Source organism: Lysinibacillus louembei (genome assembly GCF_033880585.1).
Lineage (GTDB): Bacteria > Bacillota > Bacilli > Bacillales_A > Planococcaceae > Metasolibacillus > Metasolibacillus louembei.
The window spans coordinates 1275962-1298420 of the sequence record NZ_CP137624.1; the positions used below are offsets into that span (position 1 = coordinate 1275962).

The window sequence follows — 22459 nt, forward strand, 5'->3', positions numbered from 1 at the left end:
ATTTATGCTTAACAATTTATAAAATAAACATTATGTAAGTGTAATCAATTGTAAAGTTTCTATTTTATAGAAAACTGAATTTACTAAATAATTAGAATTGACATAAAAATTAGATTGTATTATTATTTTAAGAATATTAATCTACTAGAAAGTGAAGGGAATTTATTATGTCTCAGATGTTAGCGTTAGTTATTTTGTTAGGAATTTTATTTATAGGAGATTTAATTGCTGTTCGAACAAAGGCATGGGTACCTTCTATTTTTATTTGTGCCGTTTTGTTTTTAATAGGATATTGGACATTTTTCCCACAAGATATTGTAGCAATTGCAGGTGTTCCATCTGTTGTTGCAACGATGTTGATGTATTTATTGATTACAAACATGGGTACGTTGCTATCGCTTAAAGAGCTAAAAAATCAATGGAAAACAATTTTAATTGCTCTTGCAGGGATTTTAGGGATTATCGCTATTTTATTTAGCATTGGTACATTGTTATTTGGTTATGAAACAATGATTGTTGGGATTCCACCATTAGTAGGTGGCGTTGTATCAGCTTTAATTATGTCGGAGGGGGCGAAAGAGGCCGGCTTAATTTCACTTTCAGTTTTTGCGATTGTTATTTATGTAATGCAAGGCTTTGCAGGCTATCCAATTACATCCATTATGTTGAAGAAAGAAGGGAAGCGACTATTAACAAAGTATCGTAGTGGGGAGCTACAAGCGAAAGAAGATGACAAGGACGAGTCAGGTGCTCCGAGACCAGAGCTGAAAATGTTTAAAAATATGCCTGAGAAATACAATACAGAATTCTTCAAATTCTTTAGATTAGCGCTTGTTGCTTATTTAGCTTATCTTGTATCAACACTGCTTGCACCAATTGTATCAATTAGCCCATTCGTTCTTTGCTTATTATTTGGGGTTATCGCTTCAAGTGCAGGCTTCTTAGAGAAGCAAGTGTTACAAAAAGCAAATGGCTTTGGTTTTGCAGTTCTTGGTTTAATGCTCTTTATTTTTGATGGTTTAAAGCAAGCAACACCAAGTATGATGCTTGAAATTATTTACCCGCTTGTTGGTACAATTGTTTTAGGTGTTATCGGGATGTATATTTTCTCACTTATCGCAGGGAAGCTGTTAAAAGTAAGTACACCAATGGCATTTGCGATTTCATTAACAGCTTTATATGGATTCCCAGCAGATTATATTATTACAAACGAAGTAATTAAATCGTTGACAGAGGATGAAAAGGAAAGAGAAGTACTGACAAGTCATATGCTGCCGCCGATGCTTGTAGGGGGATTTGTCACAGTGACGATTGTATCGGTTGTGTTAGCAGGTATTTTTGTCGGATTCTTATAAGAAGGGAATAGTGGGAAATGGGTCAAGTGCAACAACAAATTGAGAAGCATATTGAGGCATTAGGTCAATTTACAGCAACACCTGGTAAAGGGACAACACGTCTTACTTATAGTAAAGAAGATTTACAGGCACGAAATTATATTAAAGAGAGAATGCAGGAATATGGCTTGCAAGTGCGTGAGGACGGTTTAGGTAATATTTTTGGTAAGCTAGAGGGAACATTGCAAGATGCACCAAGTGTTTTGATTGGCTCGCATTTTGATTCTGTACCAAATGGTGGGTCATATGATGGACCAGCAGGTGTGGTCGTGGCATTGGAAGTAGCACGCCTTTTTTCAGAAAATAAACTTACACCTCACTATCCTTTAGAAGTGATTGCACTTGTGGAGGAAGAGGGTGCACGATTTGCAGGTGGCTTGATGGGCTCAAGAGGAATGATGGGCTTATTAAGTGCAGAAGATTTTAAAAGCTTAAAGGATCGAGATGGCATTTCCACAGTTGAAGCGATGGAAAAAATCGGATTAGATACGACATTGCCTACATATCGAGATCCAAAAACGATAAAAGCATTTTTAGAAATGCATATTGAGCAAGGACCAATGCTTGAAGAAAAAAATATCCCAATTGGTGTAGTAGAAGCGATTGTCGGCTTAACACAATTAAATATTACGATTAGCGGTCAGGCAGGGCATGCCGGCACAACACCAATGGTAGGTCGTGCGGATGCATTAGTAGCAGCGGCGAGCATCATTGCGCAATTCCCACAGCTCGCGCTTGATGAAGGCGCTGGAGCAGTGATTACAACAGGACGTCTTAATGTATTTCCAAACGGAGCAAATGTTATACCAGATAAAGTGATATTTACGGTCGATATGCGAGCTGGCAAAGAGGAAAATGTCTTAAATATGGTAGAAAAGGTGAAAAGCTTAGCGATGTCTTATAGCAAAGATGGTATTGACGTAGCGATTGAGCAGCCTTTATATATGAAGCCAAAAGTGATGAATCAAGAGATTATAGGTCTTTTGAAAGAAGCATGTGATGCAAAGGATATTCCTTACTGCTCTATTAATAGTGGCGCAGGTCACGATGCAATGGTGTTTTCTGATTACATTGATACAGCAATGCTATTTATTCCAAGTAAAGATGGTTTAAGTCACTGTCCAGAGGAATGGTCAGATTCAGCGCATATTGCAAATGCTGTATATCTTTTCTATGAGGCAGCCAAGAAGCTAACAGAAAGTTAAAAAGAAGGAGGTTGTGAGAAATGCATAGGCTTTTCTTACAGCCTTTTTGTCATGAATGAGGAGGAGAAAAATGATTCATCCAAAATTAAAAGAAGCAATCCAAAAATATAGTGAGGAATTAACAAGCTTGCGTAGGCAGCTACACAGTGAGCCAGAAGTAGCATGGGAAGAATTTAAAACAACTACTTTTGTGTGTCAGTACCTTGAAAATTTAGGTATACCTTATCGTAGGACGGTGCCTACTGGTGTCATTGCAGAAATAAAAGGCGGACATGCAGGGAAAACAGTCGCATTAAGAGCAGATATGGACGCGTTACCTGTCGAGGAGTTAAACAAAGATTTAGTTTATGCTTCTAAAGAAGAAGGGAAGATGCATGCTTGTGGGCATGATGCGCATACAGCAATGCTCTTAATTGCAGCGAAAGCGCTTAATGATATTAAGGAAGAGCTAACAGGTACAGTACGCTTGCTATTCCAACCAGCTGAGGAAGTGGCACAAGGGGCAAAGGAAATGGTCAAACAAGGTGCGATGCAGGGTGTAGATAATATATTTGGCATTCATATATGGTCACAAATGCCAACAAATAAAATTTCCTGTCAGCCAGGCCCTTCTTTTGCGGCTGGCGATTGGTTTAAAATCACATTCAAAGGCAAGGGGGGACATGGCGCGATGCCACATACATGTATTGATGCCGCTGTTGTTGCCTCCGCCTTTGTAATGAATGTTCAAACGATTGTTTCTCGCACAATTGATGCACAAAGCCCTGCTGTTGTTACGGTTGGCAAAATGGATGTTGGTACACGCTTCAATGTTATTGCCGAAACAGCTGTAATTGAAGGGACGATTCGCTGCTTTTATCCAGAAACGAGGGAGCATATTGAAACACAGCTTCATCACTATGTGGAAAGTATTGCCCAAATGTATGGAGCGACAGCAACAATTGAATATACACATGGCTCACAGGCAGTTATCAATGATGAATGGAGTGCAAAGCTTGTACAGCAAGTAGCAGCAGAGGCATTTGGAGAGGAAGCTTTATACGCAGAAAAGCCAACAATGGGCGGTGAGGATTTCAGCTTCTATTTAAGTGAAGCATCTGGCAGCTTTGCCCTTGTTGGTAGTGGTAATCCTGAAAAGGATACGGAATGGGCACACCATCATGGCAAATTCAATATTGATGAAGATGCGTTGGTGACAGGAGCGGAGCTATATGCACAATATGCATGGGCTTACTTGAAGCATTAAAAAAGACCAGAAAACCTGGTCTTTTTAGTTCAAAAGTAGTGATTCGCTCATCGAACATGAGAAATCGCTCAACAAACAACAAAATTCGCTCAACCAAGTAAAAGCAGAAGCGTGTTTTCCAATGCTTATATAAGCATAATTGCCAGCGCTATAAAAATAGCTGCAAGGAGAAGTGATATACCGAACCAATCAGCCTTTACATTCCCCACTTTTCATAAATTTAAAGAAAAAGTGTGTTTGCGGTTTGTGAAAGGTTTTATGCTATACTGATTTCACAGGAGGGATTATCATGCCAATTTACACTAATTCTTTAGTTTCAAATGCTCCATTTTTATTTATTTCTGGACAAACCCCTGAGGAGAACGAAAATATTCCGGATAGCGCTAAAGAGCAAACATATGTCGTGTTAAAGAAAATTAGTTCAGTTATTGCAGAAAACGACCTCGACTTATCTAATTTAGTAAAAATGAATGTTTACATCACGGATTCTTCTTATTTAGTTGATGTACGCGCCGCGTTTACAGAAATTCTTGGTGAAATAAAGCCGACAATGACATTAGTTGTTGTATCAGAATTAATCAACAGCAAGTTTAAAGTAGAGATTGATGCAATTGCAAGCTTCAATAAAGCCGAATAATTTTCTTAAGTTATCTCGTAATGAGGTAGTTTGAAATTCAATTGATAGCTATAAACAGAAGAAGCGATACAGAGAAATAATACACTTGCGATGTGTTTTGTACGCTATGTACAGAGCACATCTTCCATGCATCAAGGCTGACGAATCGACCCGTAATGATATCTACCTTCAAAAAGAAAGCCAATAATACTTTTATAATACGGAATAAATTCGCCACTCTCTATCATATCGAAAATTTCCTCTTGAGAGGCCCATTTCACAGCTTGTACTTCCTCTGGCTGTAGCGTTAATTCACTTAAATCAACATCCAACTCAATCAAATAATAATCATCAAAGCCACGCTTAAAATTAATGGTGAATTGTGGGCGCATATTGTCAAAATTGTAGTGAATACCAAGCTCCTCAAGCAGCTCTCTTGAAGCGGCTTGTTGACTAGTATCTCCTGCAACAGCGCTACCTCCACATGTAATATCCCAAAGGTTCGACCAGCCTTGTTTAAAAGGCTGACGTTGCTGAATTAACATCTCACCCTTTGAGTTGAAAATGCAAACATGGATGACATTATGAAATTCACCTTTCTCAAACTCCTCACCACGTGTAGCTTGCTTGCCGATTTTTTGCCGATACTGATCGTATAAATCCCACTTTTCCATTGAATGCTCCCCTTATATAAAGAATGTTATTATAAAATTGAAGTATAACATGAGAGGGGTGGGATAACATGCATTTTCATATGAGAGTACGTGTAGGAGCAATTATTATAGAAGATAATCAACTATTATTGACAGAATATAATCATCCAGTGAGAGGTATTGTTTATGATTTACCTGCTGGAGGAACAGAGCCAAACGAATCTCTAACTTGAATCAGCATAAGTTTGGAGACTTATGCTGATTCAAGTTAAGCCTCCGGCGGATGTCACAGATTTTGAAGAGGAATTTTTCGAGTAAACTCGAAAAAATCTGGACGCAATTACGCCAAGGCGTAATTGATTTGAAGCAGTTATAAGAGAAGCAAAAGAGGAGGCCTGTGTGGATGTAGAGGTTGGTCCATTAGCCTTTGTCTATGAATATGCACCACATCTTAATTTGAAAAAGTTTGGTGATACGCATACATTAGTAATGATGTTTGAATGTAAACGAAAAGAGGGCTCTATACCAAAGCTTCCTCCAACACCAGATCCACATCAAATAGGAGTGAAATGGCTACCGATAGAAGAGCTACAAAATGTCCAGCTTTATGCGAATATGGGGAATCATATTCAAGAGTACATTATTAATAGAAGGAATATTGATTTGTTGGAAGAGCACAAGCTAGGACAATGAATTGGAAGCGAATGTTTTCAAATTTCCTAGTTCAAAAGTAATGATTCGCACGCAAGATGGGTGAATTTGCTCAACCATCTTAAAAACAGGGGCTGTCTGTGCATTTTCAGACAGCCCTTTATTCTAATCAAGGCAATTGCTTCTCCACAATCTCCCGCTGAACTTGCTCAATAAACTGTTGCAGAGGTAGTGTTTGTAATGTATTATGCGCTCGTACGCTCACTGTTTGCTGTTGCTGTTCTTCATCTCCCAATACAAGAATATACGGGATTTTTTGTAGCTGGGCATCACGCACCTTGCGACCTAGCTTTTCATTGCGGCTATCTAGCGAAACACGGATATTTGCCTCTTGCAACGCTTTTTGCACTTCCATTACATATGGCTGGTATGTTTCTGATACCCCAATCAATTGAACCTGCTTTGGTGCAAGCCATAATGGGAACGCACCACCGAAATGTTCAATTAAAATACCAAGGAAGCGGTCAATTGAACCGAATACAGCGCGGTGGATAATGACAGGGCGCACCTTTTCGTTGTCCGCATTAATATATGTTAAATCAAACTTCTCAGGCATTTGAAAATCGAGCTGCACTGTTGCACATTGATGGCTACGTTTAATAGCATCACGAATATGAATATCAATTTTCGGTCCGTAAAATGCACCATCTCCTGCATTGATTTTAAATGTAAAGTCTAAACGTTTTAGCACATTTTCTAGTGCTTGCTCTGCCTGCTCCCACAATGCGAGCTCACCCATGTAGTCGTCTGGACGTGTTGATAGCTCGATTTCATATTCGAAGCCAAACACCTTATAGACATGGTCGATGATTTTTAAAGCAAGTGCAATTTCGTCTTCGATTTGTTCGGGTGTTGCAAAAATATGTGCATCATCCTGGCAAAATGTGCGAACACGTAGCAAGCCATTAAGTGCGCCGCTAAACTCATGGCGATGCACTTGCCCAAATTCAGCCATGCGAATCGGTAAATCGCGGTAAGAGTGTAAATCATTTTTGTAAATCAGCATATGTCCTGGACAATTCATCGGCTTTAGCGCAAATTTCTGCCCATCCACCTGTGTAAAATACATATTTTCTTTGTAGTGCTGCCAATGCCCTGATTGCTCCCATAAGCGTTGATTCATCATTAACGGTGTACGAACTTCTTGATAATCATATTTTGACTGTAGCTGGCGTAAAAAGCTTTCTAGCTCATTGCGAATAATTTGACCATTTGCTAAATAAAACGGCATGCCTGGTGCTTCCTCAGAAAACATAAATAGCTCTAGCTCTTTTCCGAGCTTGCGATGGTTGCGTTTTTCCGCTTCCTCTACAAAGATGAAATAATCCTGCATTTGTTCCTTTGTTGCAAAGGCAACGCCATAAATACGCTGTAGCATTTGATTGTTACTATCACCACGCCAATACGCACCAGAAATATTCATCAATTTAAAATACTGAATTTTATTTGTGGATGGCACATGTGGCCCTCTACATAAATCATAAAATTCTCCTTGCTCATAAACTGTTACGAGTTCATCTTCAGGGATTGCTTCTAGCAGCTCTAACTTTAAGGCATCATGTGCGAATAGCTGCTGTGCCTCAGCACGCGAGACTTCCTTGCGAATGACTGTGAAGTTTTCACTCGCAATTTTCTTCATTTCACGTTCGATTATAGTTAAATCCTCAGGCACTAATGTATGAGCCATTTCAATATCATAATAAAAGCCATTTTCAATGACAGGGCCAACTCCGAATTTGGCATCTGGATACAAGCGTTTCACTGCCTGTGCTAATAAATGTGCGGCAGAATGACGAATAGCTTGCAAGCCTTGCTCTGACAGCGCATCATAAAGCGAAATTTCGGCATCCACTAGAATTGGTCGTGTCAAATCAGTTGTCATCGTGTTTACACTGCCTACTATTGATTTTTTCGCTAAGCTTGGGCTGATTGCCTTTGCAATATCGGTTAGCGTAACACCTTTGGCAAAGCGTTTTTGCTCGCCATTTGGAAATTGAATTGTTACTTGTTGATTTGACATATTACCTCTCCTTTTTTGTATTTTGGTAAACAAAAAGCACATATTCGTCCTCAAAAGGGACGAATATGTGCTGTATACCCGTGGTTCCACCCAAATTCCTACTTATGCTTGCACATTAGTAGCTCATTGATACAGATAACGCCTGTAAACGTCGCTAGTTTCCTAGCGCAGCTCTAAGGGAGTAAATCATTTTGTCCAATCAGGAAACTTTCAGTCGGTGATTTCCCTCTCTGTTGATTTTCTCAAAAATGGCTCATATCCTTTTCATTGCCTTTTCTTTAGAAATTAGTTCTCAATTTATCGCAAAATTTAAACGTTGTCAATAAGGAATTTTCATTTTTTAGTGTCATCGGGACATGAGCAATACATATCAATATCTAAAAAAGCATGAATTGAAGCAGCAAATGCACTGAACTCAGGGTAAATGACTAAGCCTGGTGTAAAGCCATCTTCCATCATAATGACAAGCTCTAAATGAACATCTAAATTGAGCTTAGCTTTTAAATTGTTAATGATATCAGTCTTTGCTTGAAAGATATTTAACAGAGGACGCAATACATCTTCAGAATCGAGTGTTTCGATGTGTTCTGTTTCATATTTCCAGCAAGTATATGTACGTTTATGAGGGTGATTTGGAAGAATTGCATCACCTATTTTCCATGTAGCTGTAGGCTGAATATTCAATTGCTCAGTGACTGTAGCAATTGGGAAATCATCATTACCACTAAATTTAATATAAGCATACAGTGATGTTTTTTTCATAAATAGCTCCTTTTAATAAACTTTATTTTATTTTGTTTACAAATAAATAAACTTAATATAAAATATTTTGTGAGGTGAGAGTTGTGGATTTTCAAAATATAACGGTTGATGCATTAATGAAAGGTTATCAATTAACGGATGGGCACTATCAATGCCTTCATTGTGTGCAAGCATTTGCCATACATGAAGTATACCCGATTCATGATAAATTTTTAACAGCTGAAGGAATGGTGCAGGCACATATTCAGCAGGTACATGGCTCAGCTTTTCACGCACTTTTACAAATGGATAAGAAAACGAGCGGTTTATCTGAGGTGCAGGAGGAAATGTTACAGCATTTTTATGAGGGCTTATCAGACAAAGAGATTGCAGTAGAGAGCAGTGTCAACAATATTTCGACAGTGCGCCAGCATCGCTTTAAACTGCGTGAAAAAGAGAAACAGGCAAAGGTGTTTCTTGCTTTAATGCAGCTACTGGCAGAGCCACATCACTATAAGATTCATAAGGGGGCAACACAGGTGGATGAGCGTTACGGTATTGAGGAGCAGGAGCGCGAAAAAGTGCTACAAAACTATTTTAAACAAGGGTTAGATGGAAGCATCGAAACCATTCCAAGCAAGGAGAAGCGAAAGCTCATTATTTTACAGCATATTTTGCAGCGCTTTACAGCAGGACAAGTGTATACGGAGAAAGAAGTAAATGAAATTTTAAAAACAGTACATGCTGACTTTGTGACATTAAGACGCTATTTAATTGAATATGGCTTTATGGAGCGAAATACAGATGGCTCGTCTTATTGGATGAAAGAGTAGAGAATAGGTAATTCTCTGCTTTTTTCTTTAGAAAAAGGCAGTAATATATTTCATTATGTAAATCAATATAGCGATAAGCACAATATATTTCAAAATAGTAAATGACACTTTTAAAATGCCACTAATAATGAACAGTATAATTAAAAGAGTCATAAAAGAAATGACAAAGCTCAAAATACAACCTCCTTATATGTATAATATGCAATTGCTGAGATAAATGATTCACTGCGTAAGTAACAACTTATATTTATTTATGAGTTGTTACTTTGTTTTATATATGTTATCCTTGAAAACAAGTTATTCAAGGAGGGTTTTTATGCGTTTTAAAAAAGCGAGTATTTTTTCAGTATTGTCACTTTCACTATTATTAGTCGGTTGTGGGGATAATGGCGACACACAAGAGGCTAGCAGTGTAAGTGAAGCAGTAAACTATACAATTACGGGAATTGAACCAGGTGCCGGTATTATGGAATCGACACGTAATGTATTAGAGGAGTATGAAAATTTAGCAGGCTGGAATATGGAAGAAAGCTCAACGGCAGGGATGCTTGCTGTTTTAGACGATGCTATTAAAAATGAAAAACCAGTTGTGATTACAGGTTGGACACCACATTGGATGTTTGAGGACTATGATTTGAAGTTTTTAGATGATCCGAAAAATGTTTATGGTGGCGTTGAACGCATTCATACATTAGCAAGACTTGGCTTTGAGGAAGATATGCCAAATGCCTATAAAATTTTAGATGCTTTCCATTGGGAGTTAGATGATATGCAAGCTGTTATAGCTGAAGGAGAAGAGACTTCCTTTGAGGAAGCTGCTGAAAATTGGGTAGCGAATAATGAAGATAAAGTAAATTCATGGTTAGAAGGGGCTGAACAAGGCAATGGTGAAGAAATTCGACTTGTTTCTGTACCGTGGGAGTCTGAAATGGCTTCATCGAATGTTATCAAAACGGTGTTAACTCAGCAGGGCTACAATGTTACATTAACAGAAGTTGATCCAGCTGTTATGTTCCAAGCAGTTGCGACAGATGCAGCAGACGTCACAGTAGCACCATGGTTACCAACAACACATCAAGCCTTTTATGAAAGCTATGAAGGAAATTTTATTGATTTAGGTGAAAATATGACAGGGGCACGTTCAGGTTTAGTCGTTCCAGCATATGTAGACATTGATTCAATTGAAGACCTTGAGCCGAAATAATGAAAAGCTGACGGGCGTAATCCCGTCAGCTTTTTAGTATACTTCATTATCTAAAGTGTCAGGCACAAACACAATTTATAAAAATTCGAAAACATGTATACCTTGTTTGATTATTTTTCCTTCACCGCAACCCACACCTCACTATAAACATTGTCAGCAGGGTCATCATAGCGCGTGAAGGAAATCACTGGCTCGCTTAATAGCTCATAATTTGATGATGGCAGCCACACAGCATAAATATTGGCATACGTTTGTTGTAACGTAGCAGGAAATGGTCCGCTATTTGGGAAGATTGCCCATGTATTTTCTTTTATTGTGAGTTGTTCCAAGTCATCATATGAATTTTCCTTCGTCGTTGCAAAGCCAATCATATGTGTTAAATTTCCTTTTTCCTCTAAGTGACCTTCATCAAAATGATAAGAGGCATTTAACACTTGCTGCGGATATAAATCGCCTAATTCATGCATCTCTGCTCTTTGTTGCTCCGTAATTGTTTTTGCTAATTCGATAATGACATTATTTTCGCCTTCAAATTGAATGGGTACTCTTTTTGTGACACCGACTAAGTTAAATTTTGCTTTCTTTTCAATTTTGAATTCCATTGAAATACCTCCTTTAATATCAATAAAAAATAAAAATTTTGGAAATGTTTTTTGGATTTTATTTTTCACTACTTCAGAGGGCAAAAAGCCACTCCATTCACGAAATGCTCTTGAAAAGCCATCAATGGATTGATAGCCATATTTAAAGGCAATATCCGTCACCTTTGCACCATTGACGAGTTCTACATTCGCGCAGGATAATCGTCTGTTTCTGATATATTCTGCTAAGGACATGCCTGCCATATAAGAAAACATTCTGCGAAAATGATAGTCGGATAATCCAACAATTTGCGAAATTGTCTCACTCGAAATGCTCTCAGTTAAATGCTCCTCGATATAATCCATTAACTCATTAAATTGCTGTAGCATTGCTTTCCCTCCCTTGTATAGTTATCATAACGAATAACGACCATCACTACTCGATATTTTTGCAACGGAAATAATCGAAGAGAGGAGCTCAAAAATGTTTACAAATGAACAATTAAAACAGCTGATTCAAGGTGAGGTAATTGGAGAGATCTTTCCTTACAATACAACGGATGAGCAATCCATTTTTAGTTATTTAAAGAGAATTAAAGCAGAGTTAGAGAAGTCTCGAAAAATAGTATGTGAACAAGAGCCACTGCATTTTGGGAGTGGCTATGCATCGTATATGCGATGGTTTGTATACGAAAAGAGTACAGTTATACAAACACAGCTTGGAAACGGTGTAGTGCAAGAAGATAAAGAGGGCCTTATTGTACAAATTAGTATGCTTGCGCCTGTTGTTTTAATTGGCACTGGGAACAAATCGGATAACTATTTAGAAGGAAAATGGTTGAGTAGTGGAGGGACTTTTTTAGCTACTCCACAGGAGCTGCTAATTCCACCACATTTAAACGAGCTATATGAAGGCTTGCAGCGTCTTTTTATGAAATATAATTATACAATTTTGCATAAGGAAGATGTGGAAAAGCCGCTCCCTTTTAAAGCAAATATCGCCACTATTTTTAGAGAGCCGAGAGAATATTTAATATGGGATGCGATTTTTTATTGGGAGGATTAGGGGCGAAACCTCTTATCAAAAATGTATGTAAATAAACAGAGGTGAAAAACATGTACCATTTAATTTTGCTTTTTGTATTAGTGCAATTGGCAATTCTCGCTAGATATTTAGTTTATGGATTATTTAGCATGACTGCATTTGCCACCACTTTTCTTTTGCTAATTGCAGCAGCGTTCATTTGGTTTTTGAGCAAAAGACTTGTACAGAAGGAACAAAATTATCAACCTAATAATATAGCAGGCTGGTCATTTTATGAGCGACAGACCACCATTTTGACTAACAAGCCTTTATTTAAAGGGAATGTTAAACGGGGATATATAAGGCGTTATTTTGAAAAGAAGTGGCAGCGAATTGTCGCTGATATTGTAGGCTCAAACTGGTATTTAACATTGGAGCTACAACTAGATAAGGACAATTATATTGTACGCTGGAAATCTAAAAACCGCTCGTTGACACAAGAGCATTGGGAAATATACAAAAATGGTGTGGTCATTGGTCAGGCATATGCACGCATAAATATAAAGAATACTGTAAAATTAAAGGAGATGATGGAATTGACATTTGCTGATAAAACATTCACTACTTCAGCAGCAACTGTTTCCTCAGCTATTGCATTACAGGATACGCAAGGTACAGTAGGAACAATGAAGCGCAATCACCTAGTTAGCAATGTCCATGTATTGGATGTGCAAGAGGACTGTCCCACACATATCGTTGCACTTATGCTGCACGCATATTATTTTAAAAGCAAGTAATACATAGGAGGAACTGTACTTGGCAAACTATGAATTTATCAAGGATTACCGTCATAATGAAAGCTTAAGAGGGAGCTTTAATGAGCTAGCGATGAAAACATTTGAACTTGATTTTAGAGCTTGGTATGAACGAGGCTACTGGAATGAGCAATATGTGCCATATTCATTTATTGACAATGGACGAGTGATTGCAAATGCTTCTATTAATAAAATGACAGTTGTAATTGATGGAGAAAAATATAGTGCTATTCAAATTGGCACAGTCATGACAGACGAAAGCTATCGCAACCAAGGCTTATCGCGAAAACTGATGCAGCATGTTATGGATGAATATGAAGCGCAATGCGATTTGATGTTTCTATTTGCAAATGAAACGGTACTGGATTTTTATCCGAAATTTGGCTTTACACGCATTGATGAAAGTGAGTTTAGCTTAGATTTAGAGAAGAATCCTATTGAAGTGAGAGATACGAAACTCAAGCAATTAACGATTGAAAATGATAGTGCCTTGCTCGAAAAATTTGCACAAAACCGTTTTATTAATTCAAATATGTTAGATGTGGAAAACAATGCGAACCTGTTAATGTTTTATTTCACAATTCCATTTAAGGAGGTAATCTTTTATATAGAGGATTTAGAAACGATTGTACTAATGGAGGAGGAAGAGGGGACGCTCCATATTTTCGATATTATTGCATTAGATGCACCGAATATGGAAGCGATACTGGCAAGTGTTGTGAAGGCAACGACGAAAAAGGTTATATGCTATTTTACAATGGAAAACATGTCAGCAACAACTAAGCCAAATGATGATGATGCTTTATTTGTTTTCTCAAAAAAGCCGTTGTTGATGGGAAACTTTATGTTTCCATTGACAGGGCATTGCTAGTAAAGCTGTTGGGAAGGTTGAGCACTTCCCAACAGTAGATGGCTTACTTGCGTTCAGCTTTTCTTGCCCAATATGTAGCGAGAAGAGCACCTGAAACGTTGTGCCAAAAGCTGAAAATAGCGCTAGGTACAGCAGCTAGTGGGCTGAAATGAGCCGTTGCTAAAGCAGCACCTAATCCTGAGTTTTGCATACCAACTTCAATGGCCATTGCTTTTTGGTCAGCATATGTAAATTTACACAACTTGCCAACTAAAAAACCTAATAAATAACCAAGACCATTATGTAAAATAACAACACCAAAAATAATGAGCCCAGATTCTACAATTTTATCTTTGCTTGTCGAAACGACAGCAGCAACGATAAGTACGATTGCTATAACAGAAATAAGTGGTAATACATCTGCCCCTTTTTGCACTTGCTGCTTAAAGAATGCTTGTACAATAAGACCTAATATAATAGGAATAAGTACAATTTTAATGACAGACATAAACATGTCAGCAGCAGATACTTCCATCCATTCACTTGCAAGTAAATAAATAAGTGCTGGTGTGACAACAGGTGCTAACAATGTAGAGACAGAAGTGATAGCTACCGAAAGAGCTAAGTTCCCTTTTGCTAAAAAGGTCATAACATTTGATGCTGTACCACCAGGACAACAGCCAACTAAAATAACACCAATCGCAATTTCTGGCTCTAGCTGCAATCCTTTCGCTAAAATGAAAGCAAGTGAAGGCATGACAATAAATTGTGCCAATACCCCGACTATTACTTTCACAGGCTGTTTCCCAACTTCCTTAAAATCGTTTGCTGAAATGGTCATCCCCATTCCAAACATAATCACTCCAAGTAAAATTGAAATATATGGAGCAATCCATGTAAATTGGTCAGGAAGGAAAAAAGCAAATGCTGCAAACACTAATACCCAAATCGCAAATGTTTTTCCAGCAAATTGACTGATTTTCGCTAATATGTTCAAATTAAATACACCTCCGTTAAGAAATAATACCACAAAATGTGTTCAATTTTCTGATTTTTTTGTGAATTATTTCTGCGATAAGGCAATATGCTTTTAATTAATTTTTATTTTTTCGCTGATAGGCTGTTCATTAGCAAGCACCTGTAAATATAAGTCACGATTAACGAAAGAAGCACCTTGATAATGTTTAATGTTTATACCATTTCCATCACTGTATTATACATAATCGATTTCATCAAGCCACCGTATTGCCCAAGCAATAAAGAAATACCCTGCTCATGTTGTTGTTTGATATAGGCAATAATTTTGTCGTCCATAACGCACCTCACTTCAATCGAACATTTTCCACGAAAAGCTGTTCACTGTTATATTCGTTTGTTATTGATAAATCTATCATTTTTTTATTTAGCAAATAAAATCAAAAAAGCGATTGTTGATTTTGCTATGCTATTTATGAAGGGAGGGAGCTGCTTTGCATAAAGTGATTAATTATATAGAAGAGCATTTGCATGAGCCATTGGAAATTGAGCGTATCGCCAAGCATGCAGGGTTTTCTAAGTTTCATCTTCATCGGGTTTTTAAAAAATATGTTGGCATGTCCATTGCAGAATATATAAGAATGCGTCGCTTAGCAAGTGCCTCAGCAATGCTGCTATATACGAAGGAAAAAATTATTGATATAGCCTTTCACAATTATTTTGAATCACAGGAGGCTTTTACAAGGGCGTTTAAAAAATATTATCATTTACCCCCAGGGCAATATCGCAAACTGATGTCAATTATGTGGAAAAATAAGGAGGAATCATTTATGGATAAATCAGTAAAAGGTTGGATTTTAAGTGGCTCAGACCCATATAATTATGAAATGGGAGTGGACCATGCAGTTGTACATCAAGGTAAAGCATCAGGTTATTTAAAATCGAAAACGGTTTTAGAAGGGGATAGCTTTGCAACGATGATGCAGCAATTTAAAGCAGACAATTATGTGAACAAGCGCATCCGACTTTCTGGCTTTTTGAAAACAAAGGATGTCGGGCTGTTTTCAAGTATGTGGATGCGAGTGGACAATGCTAATGGGGATACTATACAGTTCGATAATATGAGTAATCGTTCGATAACGGGAACAACGAATTGGAGTTTATATTCCATTGTATTGGAGGTGCCTAAAGAAAGCACTGTTATTTCATTTGGCATCATCTTATCAGGACGTGGTCAAGTATGGGTAGATCAATTGACATTTGAAGAAGTAGATGAGAGTGTATTATCTACAAATTTGGAAATTCAATCCGATATATTGGATGAGCCAGTAAATTTATCATTTGAAGAATAGAGGTTTTTAATGAAGAAAAGAATTGAAGTAATTGATGCATTAAGAGGGTTTTCGTTACTTGGTATTTTGATTGCCAATATGCTGCATTTTCAATATGCCAATGTGACATTAGCGGCGATTCAGCCGACAGCATGGTTAGATAAAATTGCGTTTTATTTTACGAAGGTTTTTGTGGAAGCTTCGTTTTATCCGATTTTTGGCTTTTTATTTGGCTATGGTGTTATTTTATTTGTTCATTCACTAGAGAAAAGGGAGTTAAAAACGCGAGGTCCTTTATGGAGACGCGCAATTGGCTTAATTTTATTAGGCCTTTTACATATTACATTCGTATGGGATGGCGATATTTTACTCATGTATGGCTCGGGTTTACTTATTTTTATGTTATTTATCAAACGTAAAATCAAAACGCTTTTAATATGGGCAGCCCTTTTAGCACTTTGTATGCTACCACTTACGATAGTCAAAACAGACATGATGACACTTATGGCAGCAGATATGGCAACAACACTCGATATTTTAAAAAATGGCTCATATGTAGAGGTTGTTCAAAACCGTATTGCTTCAACGGATGACGTGCCATTGATTTTCTATATGATAGGTTTAATAGCGACCTTCGTGATGATGGTTGTCCTATCCTTTTTCGCTGTTGGACCATTTCTTTTACTCGGAATGGCTGCAGCAAAGGTTGACTTCTTTAAGCATATTGCTGACAAGAAGGCATTGCTCAAGCGTTTAACAGTGTTTATTCCGATAGGTTTATTATGTAAATCTTTGCTATTCTTTGACCACTTTGTCGCAAAATTAATGCATGGTGTAGGAGCGTACATGCTCGCAATTGGTTATATGGCACTGTTTGTAATTATTTTTATGTCGGCACAGGAAAGCAAGTATGCACAAAGCTTCGTTAATTTAGGTCGTCTGTCATTAACAAATTATTTAATGCAATCGCTTATTTGTACGACAATTTTCTATGGTTACGGCTTAGGCTTTTTTGGTGAGCTAGGTGTAGCACTTGGTCTGTTAATTGCGTTAGTGATTTATTCGCTGCAATTGTACTTAGCGAATTTATATAGTAAACGCTTTTCAATAGGACCAGTGGAATGGGTGCTGCGGAAGTTTGTTTATTTAGGGAAGTAGCACAAAACATTAAAAGAGGGCATTTCATTTGGAACGGAGTGTAAAATGGAGTTGCACTGTAGGCACATGAAAATCAAAGAAGTGCTAGAAACTATAAAATCCATTCACCCATATGAGGAATCGATTATCAATATTATTTTTTACTAAATGAATAAAGAAAAGGTCATTAGAAAAACAGATACCTATCTGTATTTCCTAATGACCTTTTTATTAAGAGAAGGATATGTTATTTAATCCACTGTAAAATCGAAGGGTCTTTAATTTTGCTGTCTTCGCTTAACAGCACGATTTTCGACATAATTTCTGCTGTGCGTGGGTCTTCGTCAGCAAACGGCAGGAAAATGCGTCCACGATGCTGTGATTGAACAGCTAAAATTGGCATCATTGCGCCACCAACCTTATGCACAGTACCACTGCCTAAATGGATGCTATAACGTGCAAGTGAGCCTTCGATTAATGCATATTGCTTTTCAACAGTTACTTGTTTTAGCTTCAGCATTTGTGTTAATTCACGTACAATTGCGGCACGTGTTTCAATTGTCGAGAAGCTCGCCTCTGGGTCTACACCACCAACATGCGCTACGCTCACGACTAAATCAACATCGCGCATTGCCTCAGAGAAAATAAGAGGTGGTACGTCCTGTAATAATATGGGCTTACCTGTGCGACGGTTATAAAATGCGACGTATTCAAGCGTTGGTGCTTCGATATCTGCTGGTGAGAACCAATCTGCCATGGCATACATTGTTACAACGATATCTTGGTCATAATAAATTTTGCGCAGTCCTTCATCATAGCTAGCTAACCAGCCACGTGTTTTTAATAGAGCAAGCGTTTTCTGTGGTTGAATTTGATGTCCTGCATAGCGTGAGGAAACATTTTTTTCACTTTCATCTGCATTGACAACATATAACTCACGAAATACTTGCTTGAATGGCTGTACAATCTTTTCTGTGAAAACTTCATGCTGGATTTCAGTCCATCTTTTTGACTCATATAAATCATATGGATGTGCAATGCGCACTTCTGCATCATCATCAAGCTCCACATCTTTAATTAAGCCAATTGTTGCACCGCTAACGATATATAGCTTTTCTAGCATCGGTGCTAAAACAGGATGTGCAAGTAAGTTCTTCATTTCACTAAATGTAAAGATAATTCCCTTTTCCATCGCATCTTCAAATGCTTTGCGTGATCTGCTTTGTTGCTCACGTAATTGCTTACGTACTTCTGTTATTTCCTCGACAATTTTGTTCTTTTTCAGGCGAGCTGGTACAGATTTTAACGGCTTGCCAGCTTTCTCCACAACAAAATTAACAAGACCTTTGTCATCGGCCTGTAAATGTAGCGTAATATCATCGACAGCAATAGGCTCGAAATACTTTTGAATTGTATCTAATTCGAAAATTTCCATACGCCATATAAAGCGTGTTACATCATCACCTAAGTTACGTGCTAAGTTTTCAGTGGCGATGCGACAAGCTAAGCTCTCACTTGCTTTTCGCTGTGCGCCAAATTGCTTGCTTTCCTGTAAAAATGTTTGAATAAATTGATAGCGCTGATACGCATCCTTCAGTGGATTACGCTTGTTGAGTGGTATAAGACCGATACAGCGTAGCTTATCTTTATTACGCTTATCAGCAACTTCCTCCATTAATGGTTTAAGCTTTAAATGACCAAGTGCAGCATCTGCGAACATTTGAGAGCGCCGATGAGTCGCACCCTCTGACATATATTTGGCACTTTCATATAGTTTGTCAAAGCGACTTTTGCCAAGCTCTTTATAGCATTCTAGTAGCCATTCCTTTGCGAAAGCACCATCATGGAATTCAGTTGCTGTAATATTCGTATAAAGTTGAATATGGCTCATGCTTTCATCGCTTAACGTGTCTGTTGTATGTGCACGGAAATACCATGCAGCACTTTCAAGCCCAGCCCAGCCTAAATATTCATTTACAAGCGAAGTATAGGCAGGTGTATACATCATCGCATTTAATAGCTCTTCTTCTGTAATATCATATGCTTTTAATGCTCCTGCTAAATTCTCTACTGTATCTTCAAGTGCTGGTTGACAATGTCTTAGCATACTTGAAAAAACTTCGCGCTTTGTATAGTCACCTGCCCATGCATAGCCACGCACTAATGTGAGACCCTTTAAAGCATGCAAAATACGTGTAAAATCATTTACTCCAACAATCGGCATTAATGAATGATTGGCTAAATGGCTTACTTCAGTACGTAAATCACCTCGACTCAATTCAATATCGATAATACGATTGGCTGATTTATCATATACTTCAGCTAAAAATGGATAGCTAACAACCAATTTTTCACGTTTTTTTGAATTGAATAAATCTGCTGCATGGTATCGATCTTCAAGTGGGTTAAACATTTTTAAATAACAAGCGTCAATCGGTACAAGTCCTAAACTATGTGCACGTGCAATTGCTTCATCATTCGAATATAAAATCGGTAAGTACGCAGCACCTTGCTTTGTTTCTCGGTTATGCTGTTCATGTAATGTAGTAATTGCTGCACGAAGAGAGAAGAGCTGTATGAATTGTTGCTCTGTATCAAGGTAACGCTCACAAAACCACATTAAACTTCGGTAAAGCGAGTATGTTTCATAAGTATCTTTAGACCATTCAGACTCTATATTAATACGTTTAAACCATTCTGCTGAGAGTTTTTGGAACATCTCGACAAGTGCGCTATGTGCGTAGTTGAAAATTTCTGTATGGTCGTATTCTGTATTGCAGAGCAAGCCGATAATATCGCATATTTTTTTGCTATGTGCTAATGTATTGATCCAATAATTGAAGTCATTGATATTATCGAAATTAATCCATTGTGATAATGTCTCTCTTGTCTCCTCAGTTAAGCCTTGATCCCATGGCTCTTTGCCATAATAACCTTGTTTTGCGAAAAGGATAACCGATAAGCAATCGAGGTTTGTAAATTGTACATCCTCTTTCCACTGTAGCCAAACATCTGCTAAAGGATAGGCGTGTATATGCTCGCCTTCAGTGCCGAAAAGTGGGCTGAAATAGTTACCAAGGATTGCATCATAACTGCTACCATTCCACCCACGTGCCTGATACTCATAGGCAGCGTTTTCCTCAAATAAATCCGATAGACGTTGCAGTTTTGGCTTGAGTTTTTCTATATCAAAGGATGTTATTGCTTGTGTCGCATTGTTAATTGTTATTTTTAGCGGTGGGATAGCTTCTTTAGAGTAATTTGGATTAAAAATACCATAACCACCTGCAAGTGTTTTTTGACTAGTATCTTCCACTAAAACATCAATCAATTCTTGTTCTTTGACAGTAGGCTTAGCGATAAACCCTGTAATTGTGGAGATTTCCTGACTGCTAATATTACTCGCTTTTTTTAATTCTACTAATAGCTCTAATCCACCTAAGCGTAAGTCTTGCTTCGAATTTTTTACTAAACGCTCGGCACTCTCTATTATTTTTGTCGGTGGCTGTGATATAAGCACTTTAACAAGCGCTTGCTTTGTTGCACCAGATTTTAAATAAAAGAGCTGCTCGACAGCTTCAATTTGCGCATCGTCTAATGGCTCTTTTTGCTCTTTAATCAACTTTAAAGCGAGCTCACGGGTGCCACGCTCCTGTAAACATTCCACTAAAAATGACTTGGCTATAGGCATTTTTAATTTTTCTACTATAAAGCCAAGCAAATTTTCACGTTGATTTGGTGTTAATGCTTCGCGCTTTTCATAAATTTTCATGACATAATTAAGGTCTTTCCAGTAAACAGCTAGCAGCATTGTTCCGTTGATTACATATTCCTTTGTTAATGTGTAATTTACCCATGGAAGCGGCTTACCTTGTAATGTGTGCTCCTGCTTTTTCATCAGCTCAGCTACTTGCTCAAGACGTGTAATGAATGCTTTTGGATAATGCTCAAAGTAATCAGGGTGTATATTGTTATCGTAAAAATGATATTTTGAATACATAGAGATTGGTAAAACATCCTGCATAGCAAGTGTTAAAATATCTAAATCATCATGCTCCATAATTACATCTATAATTGGGAAGCGTAAGTAAAATTCGAGATTTGTTGCATGAGCAAAGTATAAAGCTGACAGTATTTGATGTTTTTTACCTTGGAACAGGTGTTGTAAAGCAGGCTTAATATTTTGCACATCAAGTGTAGCAATTGCCCAGAGTGCCGCATAGTTTTCAATAGCATCTTCTGATTGTAAAAGTGGTTCAATATCCCTTTTCTTCGTTAAAAGGTCATAGGAAATATCAAGCAATTTCTGTATGATTTTTTTATCATCTACAGTGTAGGCTAGACCAACCCATGTTTCTACGGCGCGTTGCACAGAGGAAAAGCGTAATAAATCGTTTTCTTTTACGAGCTTCATAAAGTAAATAAGCACTTGAGGTGTGCCTTTATCTGCATTTTCTAAAATAGCTTGACGTGTACCTTCTTGACGTTGGGCAGCAAGCAATAGCTGTCCTAGCCATTCAACGAGCTTCATATTATTGCTGCCAACAATGCTTCGAATTAATTGATGGGATAACATCGCTACATTGTTTTCACCGAAAATAGCTTCATGTACATATTGCACAGCTGCTGTATCATCTTCCGCTAATAATTGAGCAAACTTTGCCTCAACAAAATCCTGTGAAGCGACTGGCTTTTCTTTTTGATCAACATAAAAATTAACAATACCTCGATAATACCTTGCTTGACAGTGGCTTAGCGTATCAACAACGTTGACATCTTTATTTAGTGTGCCAGCTAGAATAATAGACAAAATGTTACTAGCATGCTGATCAATGGAATCACTATGTGCTGAGCGGCGGTACATACCTTGTTGAAAGGCTTGAGTTACTTGTTTGATGCAATAAACTTTTAGCTCTTCGGCAAAATCCCGATCATAAAGTGTCGTTAAAGCCTCTAAAAGCCCTACATCAAATAATTGCTCAACAGTCGTTAGCTTATGCTCTTTAATTAGTATCTCGAATTTCTCCACATGGTCATATGGATATTCATAGCCTTCCTTTTTTGCTTTTTGCTCGATTGATTGTAAAAACTCCAATAATTGCTCTTTCAAAGGATTTTCCGCC

General features: G+C 37.7%; 20 protein-coding genes. 13 read left to right on the top strand and 7 right to left on the bottom strand.

The features are described from left to right. The first annotated feature begins 167 nt into the window (after window positions 1–167). The 4 genes from R6U77_RS06330 (at window position 168) to R6U77_RS06345 (ending at window position 4482) form a co-directional block, all read left to right on the top strand. Complete coding sequence (locus R6U77_RS06330; protein WP_319837826.1) at window positions 168–1355, top strand: hypothetical protein; 1188 nt, start codon at window positions 168–170, stop codon at window positions 1353–1355. A 17-nt stretch (window positions 1356–1372) separates the two neighbouring features. Beyond that, entirely contained in the window at window positions 1373–2599 is a 1227-nt protein-coding gene (locus tag R6U77_RS06335; protein WP_319837827.1) for a Zn-dependent hydrolase, read from the top strand. Between the two features lie 70 nt (window positions 2600–2669). Continuing rightward, window positions 2670–3845, top strand: coding sequence for a M20 family metallopeptidase (locus tag R6U77_RS06340; RefSeq protein ID WP_319837828.1), 1176 nt, complete (start codon window positions 2670–2672; stop codon window positions 3843–3845). A gap of 289 nt (window positions 3846–4134) precedes the next feature. Continuing rightward, a complete protein-coding gene (locus tag R6U77_RS06345; protein WP_319837829.1) occupies window positions 4135–4482 on the top strand; it encodes a RidA family protein in 348 nt (115 codons plus the stop codon). A gap of 131 nt (window positions 4483–4613) precedes the next feature. On the opposite strand, the gene R6U77_RS06350 is transcribed toward R6U77_RS06345, so the two are convergent. Beyond that, a complete protein-coding gene (locus tag R6U77_RS06350; protein ID WP_319837830.1) occupies window positions 4614–5135 on the bottom strand; it encodes an NUDIX hydrolase in 522 nt (173 codons plus the stop codon). Between the two features lie 68 nt (window positions 5136–5203). Between R6U77_RS06350 and R6U77_RS06355 the strand changes: the two genes are divergently transcribed. After that, window positions 5204–5347, top strand: a complete 144-nt coding sequence (locus tag R6U77_RS06355; protein ID WP_293927056.1) for an NUDIX hydrolase — start codon at window positions 5204–5206, stop codon at window positions 5345–5347. A 139-nt stretch (window positions 5348–5486) separates the two neighbouring features. Further along, window positions 5487–5807, top strand: coding sequence for an NUDIX hydrolase (locus R6U77_RS06360; protein ID WP_319838346.1), 321 nt, complete (start codon window positions 5487–5489; stop codon window positions 5805–5807). Window positions 5808–5934: 127 nt separating this feature from the next. On the opposite strand, the gene thrS is transcribed toward R6U77_RS06360, so the two are convergent. Both thrS and R6U77_RS06370 read right to left on the bottom strand, forming a co-directional pair. Then, the gene (thrS, locus tag R6U77_RS06365; protein WP_319837831.1) at window positions 5935–7845 is read right to left on the bottom strand and encodes a threonine--tRNA ligase; all 1911 of its coding nucleotides are present in this window, start codon (window positions 7843–7845) and stop codon (window positions 5935–5937) included. Between the two features lie 333 nt (window positions 7846–8178). Beyond that, window positions 8179–8607: a DUF4279 domain-containing protein gene (locus R6U77_RS06370; protein WP_319837832.1), complete on the bottom strand. Its 429-nt coding sequence runs from the start codon at window positions 8605–8607 to the stop codon at window positions 8179–8181. Window positions 8608–8690: 83 nt separating this feature from the next. On the opposite strand from R6U77_RS06370, the gene R6U77_RS06375 reads away from it, so the two are divergent. Both R6U77_RS06375 and R6U77_RS06380 read left to right on the top strand, forming a co-directional pair. Beyond that, window positions 8691–9419 (top strand): DUF2087 domain-containing protein, encoded by a 729-nt coding sequence (locus tag R6U77_RS06375; protein WP_319837833.1) that lies wholly within the window; start codon window positions 8691–8693, stop codon window positions 9417–9419. 316 nt (window positions 9420–9735) lie between these two features. After that, window positions 9736–10623, top strand: a complete 888-nt coding sequence (locus R6U77_RS06380) for a glycine betaine ABC transporter substrate-binding protein (protein WP_319837834.1) — start codon at window positions 9736–9738, stop codon at window positions 10621–10623. A gap of 110 nt (window positions 10624–10733) precedes the next feature. On the opposite strand, the gene R6U77_RS06385 is transcribed toward R6U77_RS06380, so the two are convergent. Continuing rightward, complete coding sequence (locus R6U77_RS06385; protein ID WP_319837835.1) at window positions 10734–11594, bottom strand: AraC family transcriptional regulator; 861 nt, start codon at window positions 11592–11594, stop codon at window positions 10734–10736. A 94-nt stretch (window positions 11595–11688) separates the two neighbouring features. Between R6U77_RS06385 and R6U77_RS06390 the strand changes: the two genes are divergently transcribed. The 3 genes from R6U77_RS06390 to R6U77_RS06400 are packed head-to-tail and all read left to right on the top strand — an operon-like array spanning window position 11689 to window position 13914. Continuing rightward, a complete protein-coding gene (locus tag R6U77_RS06390; protein WP_319837836.1) occupies window positions 11689–12270 on the top strand; it encodes a hypothetical protein in 582 nt (193 codons plus the stop codon). 50 nt (window positions 12271–12320) lie between these two features. After that, window positions 12321–13025 carry a tubby C-terminal domain-like protein gene (locus R6U77_RS06395; RefSeq protein WP_319837837.1) on the top strand — a complete coding sequence of 235 codons (705 nt, stop codon included), beginning with the start codon at window positions 12321–12323 and terminating at the stop codon, window positions 13023–13025. A gap of 19 nt (window positions 13026–13044) precedes the next feature. After that, window positions 13045–13914, top strand: coding sequence for a GNAT family N-acetyltransferase (locus R6U77_RS06400; RefSeq protein WP_319837838.1), 870 nt, complete (start codon window positions 13045–13047; stop codon window positions 13912–13914). Between the two features lie 43 nt (window positions 13915–13957). On the opposite strand, the gene R6U77_RS06405 is transcribed toward R6U77_RS06400, so the two are convergent. Next, entirely contained in the window at window positions 13958–14890 is a 933-nt protein-coding gene (locus R6U77_RS06405) for a bile acid:sodium symporter family protein (RefSeq protein ID WP_319837839.1), read from the bottom strand. A gap of 194 nt (window positions 14891–15084) precedes the next feature. After that, window positions 15085–15207: a hypothetical protein gene (locus R6U77_RS06410; protein ID WP_319837840.1), complete on the bottom strand. Its 123-nt coding sequence runs from the start codon at window positions 15205–15207 to the stop codon at window positions 15085–15087. A gap of 155 nt (window positions 15208–15362) precedes the next feature. Here R6U77_RS06410 and R6U77_RS06415 point away from each other — a divergent pair, with 155 nt between their 5' ends. Both R6U77_RS06415 and R6U77_RS06420 read left to right on the top strand, forming a co-directional pair. Next, entirely contained in the window at window positions 15363–16220 is an 858-nt protein-coding gene (locus tag R6U77_RS06415; protein WP_319837841.1) for a helix-turn-helix transcriptional regulator, read from the top strand. A 9-nt stretch (window positions 16221–16229) separates the two neighbouring features. Next, a complete protein-coding gene (locus R6U77_RS06420; protein ID WP_319837842.1) occupies window positions 16230–17357 on the top strand; it encodes a DUF418 domain-containing protein in 1128 nt (375 codons plus the stop codon). Window positions 17358–17583: 226 nt separating this feature from the next. Here the strand turns inward: R6U77_RS06420 and R6U77_RS06425 are convergent, their stop codons facing one another. Continuing rightward, window positions 17584–22446 carry a DUF4132 domain-containing protein gene (locus tag R6U77_RS06425; protein ID WP_319837843.1) on the bottom strand — a complete coding sequence of 1621 codons (4863 nt, stop codon included), beginning with the start codon at window positions 22444–22446 and terminating at the stop codon, window positions 17584–17586. Window positions 22447–22459 lie beyond the last annotated feature (13 nt).